This window comes from Calditrichota bacterium (genome assembly GCA_014359355.1).
Lineage (GTDB): Bacteria > Zhuqueibacterota > Zhuqueibacteria > JANLFK01 > Oleimicrobiaceae > Oleimicrobium.
The window spans coordinates 1-8,899 of record JACIZP010000366.1; the positions used below are offsets into that span (position 1 = coordinate 1).

The 8,899-nt window shown below is 60.2% G+C and carries 4 protein-coding genes; all 4 read right to left on the reverse strand.

Translation table 11 applies throughout. The features are described from left to right. Positions 1 to 895 precede the first annotated feature (895 nt). Positions 896 to 2,992 carry an MBL fold metallo-hydrolase gene (locus H5U38_15285; protein MBC7188388.1) on the reverse strand — a complete coding sequence of 699 codons (2,097 nt, stop codon included), beginning with the start codon at positions 2,990 to 2,992 and terminating at the stop codon, positions 896 to 898. 168 nt (positions 2,993 to 3,160) lie between these two features. After that, positions 3,161 to 4,342: a helix-turn-helix transcriptional regulator gene (locus H5U38_15290; protein MBC7188389.1), complete on the reverse strand. Its 1,182-nt coding sequence runs from the start codon at positions 4,340 to 4,342 to the stop codon at positions 3,161 to 3,163. Between the two features lie 698 nt (positions 4,343 to 5,040). After that, positions 5,041 to 7,125, reverse strand: coding sequence for a T9SS type A sorting domain-containing protein (locus tag H5U38_15295; GenBank protein MBC7188390.1), 2,085 nt, complete (start codon positions 7,123 to 7,125; stop codon positions 5,041 to 5,043). Positions 7,126 to 7,754: 629 nt separating this feature from the next. Next, positions 7,755 to 8,899: family 43 glycosylhydrolase (locus H5U38_15300; GenBank protein ID MBC7188391.1), on the reverse strand; the 1,145-nt coding region annotated here is incomplete at its 5' end.

Consider the following 8,899-nt stretch of genomic DNA (forward strand, 5'->3'; position numbering starts at 1 on the left):
TTCCGATGCGGCAAAGGCAGGGCCAACAGGGCTGCGTCCCGGGAGCCCGGAATACCCCTCACCAGATAGGCGCCATGCAAGGGGAGAACTGACCCCTGTTTGCACGGCACCGTTGCCAAGACATTGGTGACGCCACAGCCCCCTTTCCAGGTAACCTTTGCCGCCGACACTCAGGCAAGCAGGTGCGGCACCTGATCCTGTTTTCGTGGCGCCGAGGCGACCACCTCCGACCGATGAGGTCATTTGATCTCAGGCAGACAGGGCGAGCCAGGAAGTTTTCGGTGGGGCAGCTATAGGGCATCTAGAGACTCGTCCCCCAGTGATTGCACATCGGCGTTCAAGAACTCGCATCTGGTCCCAGCGCGGGATGGGGCGCGTTTCATCTGAAGGAGCCTGGTCACCGGGTTGGCCCAACGCTCGAGGTGCGAAGGGTGCCGTCCCGATGGCCAACCGTTACCTGGCGGCTCGTGGCACCCCGCGCTCATCACACAGAACCCATGAGGCAGCCTTCATCGGGACCGCGCGTAAAGGGGATCTTGTGGCACCTTGGGGTTGTGGTGCACACAGCCCGTCCGGAAGGTCGCGGGAGCCCTAAGGTGGTCGGCTCACGAGCTGCCGTCCCCGCGCGAAGAGCCTGCGGCTGGCTGCCCTCCAGGTGCGCGGAGTCACCATTTAGGTCGGGATGTGATGCCAAATGTAGTCTTCCCTGCACTACTCTCCCCGAGGCTCCCCAAAAATGGGGGGTCGGGCGACGCGCAGCTCCTTGGGCGGAAATACGGCGGCCGCGCATCCAGCCCTGTCTTTCCTCCCCACAGCCACGATACTGGTCCGGACCGCTGTACCGAGAGGGCAAGAGCGACGTAGGTCGGCGTTCCACAGATGACCGGGCGCGGCATCATCTGAGTACGAGGCACTTCCGGGTCGCCGCTAAGGTGCCCGTCCGGAGCTGGTACACGTAGACTCCGCTGGGGAGACCTCTGCCATCAAGGACGGCGTCATGTTCCCCCGCAGCCTGGAGGCCTTCGACCAGGGTCAGCAACTCTTCGCCCAGCACGTTGTACAACTTCAAGGTCACAAACGCCGCGTGAGCTAAGGAGTAGTGAATGGTCGTGGCGGGATTGAACGGGTTTGGATAGTTTTGTTCCAGGAAAAAGAGCCGCGGGGCGCCATCTGTGCCCTTTCTCAGCTCAACCGCTGTGCTGCCCGTAAGCCAGCGGAGAATCCTTTCCACCAGCTCCGACGCCACACTTGGTTTGGGACCAGTGACCTTTTCGATGCCGAACGCCAGGTAGACGAGACGTGTGCCAGTATTCGGCTTCTCATATCTCAGTCCGGCGGGCCCATTGCCCGGCACGTACTTGAGGATGGGCGTGGCAGGCGGCAGAGCCTGAATCACGTCAGGTGCGGCGAGGTCTCCTTCGCCCACCGGAGTCTTGGCCAGCGCAAGGACCATGCCGCCGCCGATCGGGTCGCCAGGGACTCCGACGGCGGCCGTCGCGTTGCAGCTATCAGAGGCAAACGCCGTGCACAAGTAGTCAGCAAGAAAGACCGAGTCGGCTGTGGAACCGTCCCCACCCAAGTCGTAGGCGATGTTCTGTCCGCAGAGCAAGAGCCTTCCGCCCTGGTCCAGGAAAGCAGCAAGAACAGATTGCTCCTCGGCGGTGAGACTTGTGCGTCGGTCATCGCCCGTGACCCAGACCACTGCCTCGTGGGTCCTAAGCAGCTCAAGGGGCGGGCAGCCTTTGGCAGCAACTTCCCAAAGATCCGGAATGAAGATGCTGGCGTAGACGTCTTGGTAGGCCTTTCCGTCATCGTCGTCAACCAAGAGCACAGTCGGAGTGCCGATGACAAGACGGAAACTGTCGACCTTCGCATACCCATTCTCGGCGCTTATGTCCAAATAGAACGTGCCGTAGTGCGGGCTGGCATCGGCGCTCACCGAAACAGAAAACGGATTCGCGCTATTCGATGCTCTTTCCTCAAAGGTCATGTTGCCAAAGAACGAGGTGATATTGCCGAGCTGGATGTCCGGATCGACGGCTCTAAGGCGCGCGGTCACGTCCGTGGCGTTGACCCACAGGTTGCGAAGGCCTACTACCAACTGCACCGTCTCTCCGGCGTCAGCTCGACCGTTGTTGTTGCCCTCACTGTCGGCCACGGCCACTTGCTCGAATCGGATGTCGGGCAGAGTGAAGCCAGAAAAGGGGAAGGGGTTCAGGCTGATAATGCTGACCTGGGAAATGCCCGTATCGGAGATCGCCACGGCGTACTTGGCCCCGGCGTGGCGTTCGATCTGATACTCCTTTCCGGCAGAGAGGCGTTGCTCTTCTGCATAGGCCAAAAACTCTGATTCATATTGCTTGCTCCAATAGTGCATTGGAATGGCTCTTCTTGGGCGGAGAGAGTCAAGGAACGCCTCCGCCTGCGGGATGAATTGGCTGATGCCTTCGATGGGCATGAGAAGCAGGTCGATGCGGGCGGGCAAAATCTGCCGGAGGTAGTTGCGGTTCGCCTGGTTTGCAATGTTCATGATGTTTGCCTGCGCATCGCCAAGATGTACGAGGGTGAATCCCTTGTAGGAGAAGATGAAAGCGCTGTTGTCCTTCTGGGACACGGAGGTCTCCGCCACGCGCACAGGTCTGATGCAGAGATCGCCAAGGCGCAGCGTATCAAAGTCCGTCAGCACATAGCTGACGCTATCCGGTTGGCGACGCGGGTCCCAGTGATCCTCGTGCCGATGGGAATAGGTCACGATATCCGGCCGCAGCGTCCCGATGCTGTAGATAGGGCTGGGATAACCATAGGCATTGGAGGTGCCGTAGTCGGTCAACACGTGAATTGTGCTGTCGAAGGCGATCACGAAAGAGCTGTGCCCCAGATAGTGCAAAGAGATGCGAGATTCTTGGGCACCCGCTGGTGACACCGTCGCCAGGAACCCGGTTGCGCCGGTCGCAGCACCGAGCAAAAGCAAAAATAGTCGACGGGTTTTCATCTGACTGCCTCCTCTCCGCGATCAAGATTCGCAGCTCACAGGGGCCTCGGGCATTCTGCCCCTTGGCAGCACAAATGTAGAAAGAAAAAGCACCGTCGTCGCCCGACTTTACAAAGTCGGACTATTTTGCTGGCGCGGAGAGGAAATTCTTATGGGGAAGCGGGAGCTCTAGGTGGCTTTCGCACTGGGGAGATGGCTCGGCTGGCCTTGGCGTGCGGAAGCGTGCAGGCTGTGCAAACGCCTGTATTGCGTGGGCGTGAGCCCCGTGTGCTTCCTGAACACCTCGTTGAACACCGACTTGGAATTGAAACCTACCTCATAGAGCACTTCCGAGACCGTCTTGAGTCGGGGATTTCCCCCCGCCAGATACCGCTTGGCCTCTTCGACTCGATAGGAATTGACAAAGGTGAAAAAGTTTTGGTGAAACACCTCGTTGATTACCTGGGACAGATGCCAGCGCGGGATCGACAGCATTTGCGAAAGCCTGTCGATGGTCAGGGACGAACACAAGTACGGCTTTTCTGATTCCATGTACCGCCTGAGCCGCTCTGCATGCTGTGCCATTTGGGCCTCGCTCAATCTGTACGCCGAGTACTTCGGCTTCTCCTCTACGCCCGCAAAAAGCTTCAATTGCGCCGTGCCCCTGAATACAAGGATGGTGGTGAAGACCAAGAAAATGGTTATCGAGTAGAGATCGATTATCCCCGTCAGGTTGCCCTCGGGAATGCCCACGACTGTCAAGACTGCGCGGGAGGCCACGAAGAGCCAGTGCAAGGAAATGAGCGCTAACAGGGAGAGGAGCCAGGTGAGGTCTATTTGGTGAACAGTCGAGTAGACGCTCCTTATCCTTTGACGATACCTGCGCACGGTGTGGAGCATGGCGGCGATGTAGCCGAGAATTTGCACAAGGTTCAGGCCCCAAAACGCGTCGTAGAATCGTGAGACAAAAAGCCTGTCGTACCACGTCACGGCACCGCCCGCATTAGAAGACCGAAGTGCGGCCAGGGTGCAGAGAAGCACGACGAAAAACGGGACGAAATGCAACGAAGTCTTGGTGGTAAATCTAAAGTCTTTGTAGCACAAGGACCGCACATATAGGAAAAGTAGCGGCGCCAGCAGGAAGAAGCCTGCTTTGCTGAGCCGAAAGAGGTAGTCGGGCTCGGTGTGCTGCACCATCCCGAAGCGGAAAACAAACCAGCGCGCGATGAGCAGGGCTTTCGTCAAGAGGAAGGCCATGAGCAACAAGCGTGGGGTGAGGCGGCCGTTTTTTTGCGCGGCCAACACCACGGCCAACGAGACCAGTTGGAATCCGGTAACCGTGAGAACAATGTCTGTGAGCATGTTCACCATAGTCTATTGTTTCCTCTTCGACGGCAAGTGGCTCATGTCAACGAGGTGGAAATGAGTCCTTTCCGGAGCCCTGCCTTCCGGGCCGCAAGGAGGAACAGAGATACACCCCGTGGGCGGTAGACGCACACGGGACCTTGGTTCCCCCCTCGCAGTGCGAAGACATGCATTTTCGCCAGGACTGCCGGTTAGCGAAACTCTCCTCGAGTCGGGCGGGAGCTTGCCACGGCCAGCGCCGGTTGTCGGTAGCCAATGCTGCCGTGCGGGCAAGAGTCCCGCTTCCTCCCTCGCGCTTGCTGGTGGGAGATGAGCGAGGGCCGTCCAGGTACCTGGCGACCCTCGCTTAACGATGCCGCCCGCACCTTTCAGTAGACGACGCTGTGTATCCCTGCTCTGTCTTTGTGGCTCAGCCGAAAGGTGTCGTTCCCGTCGGCTCCGTGGGCACAGCGCCGTTTTCGCTTGCTGGCGCGGCCAGTTGCCAAGACGGCCAACCTTCCGCAACGCGTGTCGTGCTGCGAACAGCCTTTACGATTCTGCGACACCGTGGGAGTGGCAAGCCCGCTCGACCGCCTTCCGGTTACAACGCGCCTCCTCGGCACCGCAGCTCGGCGGGTAGGAATTGAGCGCCAACGACCCGCCAGTGCCCATAGCGGGCCAATCCGAGGCTCCGGCCGCGAACTCTTGGCCGACAGATCATGGGCTCAGCGCACTATCACCATTTTGCGCACCGCTGCGAATTGGTGCGTCTCGATCCTGCAGAGATAGACGCCAGAAGGCAGACTCCCCGCATGGAACTGAACGCGGTGCACACCCGGCGACTGCTCCTCGTCAAGGAGGGTAGCGATTCTGCGGCCGAGCGGGTCGAGTACCTCCAGCCGGACCCGACACTTCTCCCTCACGTGGTATTCGATAGTCGTCACGGGATTGAAGGGATTGGGATAGTTCGGGAGCAGGGCGAATACTCCCGCTGTCCCAAGAGTCGGTTTCCCGTGCTCCACGCCGGTGACCAGGTTGCCGGTCCGGGCGTCCACAAAGACGGTCATCTCCTCGGCGGTGGAGGAAAGATATTGGACATACCATACCGGCAGGTTGGGATCCGAGGGATAAGACCCGGTTCCCAGTATTGCGGTCACCCACACATCGCTTTGCGTAGCGCGGTAGGTGCTCCCGCCGTTCGTCTCGGCCACAAGCGCAGCCACATCGCTGTCGACCCAGCTGGCAGGCAAGGGCACAGGGGAGAGGAGGGGCGGTATCTCGCCTTCAAGAACTAGCATGCCCGCATAAAAAAAGAACCCCCGCAACGAGTCGCGAGAGGGAGAGTGGTAGGCATAGAACCACATCTCCGCCTGGCCAGACGGGCTGAGGCTGGTGAGGTGCGTGCCTAAGAAGACCAGTTGGGCATCTTGGGCCCACGCCAAGGCTGCCTGCTCAGCGAGGGGAACGCAAAAGCGTGCAGTAGTGACGAGCACAGGCGGTGGCCAGGCGGCGAGGAAACGCCCGCTTTCGGCATCTATGAATGCCGTCCAGAGTTCGCCCGTGCTCTCCGACAGGTACATGAACGCCCACACGGGAGCAGCTGTCGCCATAAAGTTAGGCCTGCCGAGCCGCAATGAGCTCTGCGACGTGCTCAATTGCAGAGACCCAACTCTTGCCTGGCAAAGACCACGTGGTTGCTCCGGCGCCCAACGCGGAGCTTGTTCCTCAGGGAACAGGCGTGCGAGCTTGCGCGTGGCCGGGAGTTCCAAGTGACTGAGGAAAGCAGAGAGGTGGGCATCTGGATTCGCTTGCCGGAAGGCTTCGCCAGCGTGTGCCTCAGCGGAATCGGCCGCCACGTCGCTGTCGACCCAGTTATCCGGCAAAGCAGTGGTGTCCGGCACCTCCTCGTCCCAGTGGAAGGGGGCGAGGAAGAAGGAGCTGGCCATGATGCCATAAAGTCTCTGCTCTCGCCTCGAGAAGAACAGATAGAGCCACAATGGCGCAGTGCCGGAAGGCGAGAGGTCAGGGGCGGCCAACCAAACAAGATCAGCGTCGGCTGACCATCCGCGTACCAGCGCGGCGGTAGCAGCGTAGCGTTGCCTGGCCGTAAGCGCTGTGAAGGTTGATAAGGTCATGTTTACGCCAGTGACGGTTGCCCCATCGTCGACCACCAGGCTGTCGGCCACGCCGTCGCCATTTGGGTCGTAGACGGCCAACAAGTCAGCTGCGGGATTGGGATCGAAGTCGCCGCTGTGGTCCACATCCTTGAGCGCCACGGGCCAATACCTGCCAGGCGGCACATATTGCGCCATATATGCACCGCTTAGGCCAGGGACTACCGCCATGGCCTGCACGTCGCCAGAAAATAGGTCCGAGAAAAGAGCCACCACGGTCCCGGACGGATCTCCTCCCGGGAGCGTAATGATGCCGCTCACGGTAGCCGTGGGCAGAGTGCTGCCAGTCGTGAAGGTCACCACGACCGGCAACTGCAACACAGAGCCGGTGGAGCTACGGGCGCCGAGAATGGCGAGGCAGAAGCGGGTGTCAGGCCACAGGTGCAGATTGTGGATACGCACGGTCCTCAGGTCCGGACTGAGCGTGACGGAATCTGGTTCGCCCGGCTCGGGCGTCATGGAGAGGCCGATATAGAAGTCTCGGGGCCAGGCGAAACGAGCCGAGGTGTCCAGCGGGGCATTGAAGGTAATCACGAACGTGGCTGCGGTGTCGACGTTGGTGGCGCCGTTGCCCGGTACCGTGGAGACCACGGCAAACTGGGCAAGTCCTTGTGACGCACCGAGGACAAGGAGCAAACACACAGCCCTCCAAACCGATGCACTGGGACGGAGGAAGTGCGCCTTGCGCATAGTGGCCTCCTTTGGCTTGGGTGCGCAGCTGAACGCAATCTTTCTGGTGGCACGACGATGAGGGTTTGGTCCTTGAGGGGAAGCAACTCCCAGTGTCGCGACCTACCAGGCTACCATGCGGCTACACTGTCGTTTTGGGCCGAGCGCCAGGCATTTCTGAGGACTGTTGGGCAGAAAGTCCCACATGTGCTGAGCCGGGTCGAGCAAGAAGCGTTGGCACGTGACCGAGTGGCGCCTCCTTTGGTAGCAACTGGCACTGCCCAGAGGGTCCCAAGGGTAGGCGTACCCTTTTGGCGGTTGCGCGCAAAAGCCTCAGAGGTTTCTCCCGGTGATGCGCCGCCTGCCGTGCGCTTGCATCATTTGCGCGAATGTAGCGAAAAGAGTTCCCAATGTCAAGCAGAAAAATGACTTTTTGCAGGGGTCTCGGACCCTCCATTGCGGCTTGGTCGTGCCGGATCAGCTCGCGGCGAAGGTGGCCAGAGGCCGCGGGCAAGAGAGGTGTTGCCTCATGCGCTGGGTGCTGCCTGTTGACCTGAGTCTGAGCTGGGGGTCGGGGAAGGCGTCACCGTGAGTCTTCAGTTCTTCGGATCGTAACCCAAATACTCGAACCAATCGAAATCGGCAGGCACAGAACAGGCCCGACCGTTGCCGGTGGCATAGAGCCCGCAATAGACACCCGTGAAGCACATGCCATCTTTGAACCCGATCCGCTCAACGGACAGGTCTCGCGTGGGCGCCTCGCCAAGGACGATTCTCATGCCTTCTGCGGACACATAGGCAAAGCGATACACGAGCGGTTCAGCTTCGATCTGCAGCCTGACCGGCCCTTCTGGCACGTCCATCAGCGCGATCGGTTCCAACACTTGCCCGTCGAGGACCCTGCGAAAGGCAACCTGCCGCCTGTTCTCCTTGCGCGTGACGAACAGGTCATAGTGGTACTTGTCGTTCTGTCGTACGACAAGACCTGCTTCGTCGTTTTCGGAAAGGGGGCTGAATTCCAGCTGGGTGGTGACTCGGCAGTGAAAATCTGTTTGACGAATGCCAACGAAGGTCGGGGAGGCGGGATCACTCAGGCTGGCGACTGCCCCGTACAGCCGCAGAAAGCCGGGGCGCGCAGTGAGGGAGTAGTTCGCCGAATCTGGGTTACGGATAAAGTTCCAGCGCAAGTCCAGCGTGGCTTCGTCGAGTTCCACGCGCGATGGCAGGGCCTGCCATGCATGAGGGTTCAGCTTGGGGGCTGCGAACACCGTGTCCAGCATGCCGTTGCTACCCACAACCGGCCAGCCGTCCGTGGCAAAGGTCACCCTGGCAAGATACGTTTCGCGCCCGAGGTGGTGGAACCGGCCCCCCTGTGGCCTGAATCCCAAGCACACCAGCCACCATCCGTCAGGTGTCTCTACCAAGTCCGCATGTCCCACGCCCTGGATGGCATGGCCCGGCAGGTGGCGATGGGTGAGGATGGGGTTCCGGGGATGAGGCTCGAAAGGTCCCCAAGGGGAATCACTTCTGGCCATGGTGACGCAATGGTCGTAGCTTGTTCCGCCTTCGGAGATCATGAGGTAGTACATGTCGTGGATACGGTACAGGTGTGGTCCCTCGGGCCAGATGCCACCAGTCCCAGCCCACAAGTCGCGTGGCTGGCCCTCCAGGGTCCCGGCCTGAAGGTCTGCGGTCCGCTGCAGAATGTGGCCGTGGCGTCCGCCATGTTGGCGACAGTAGT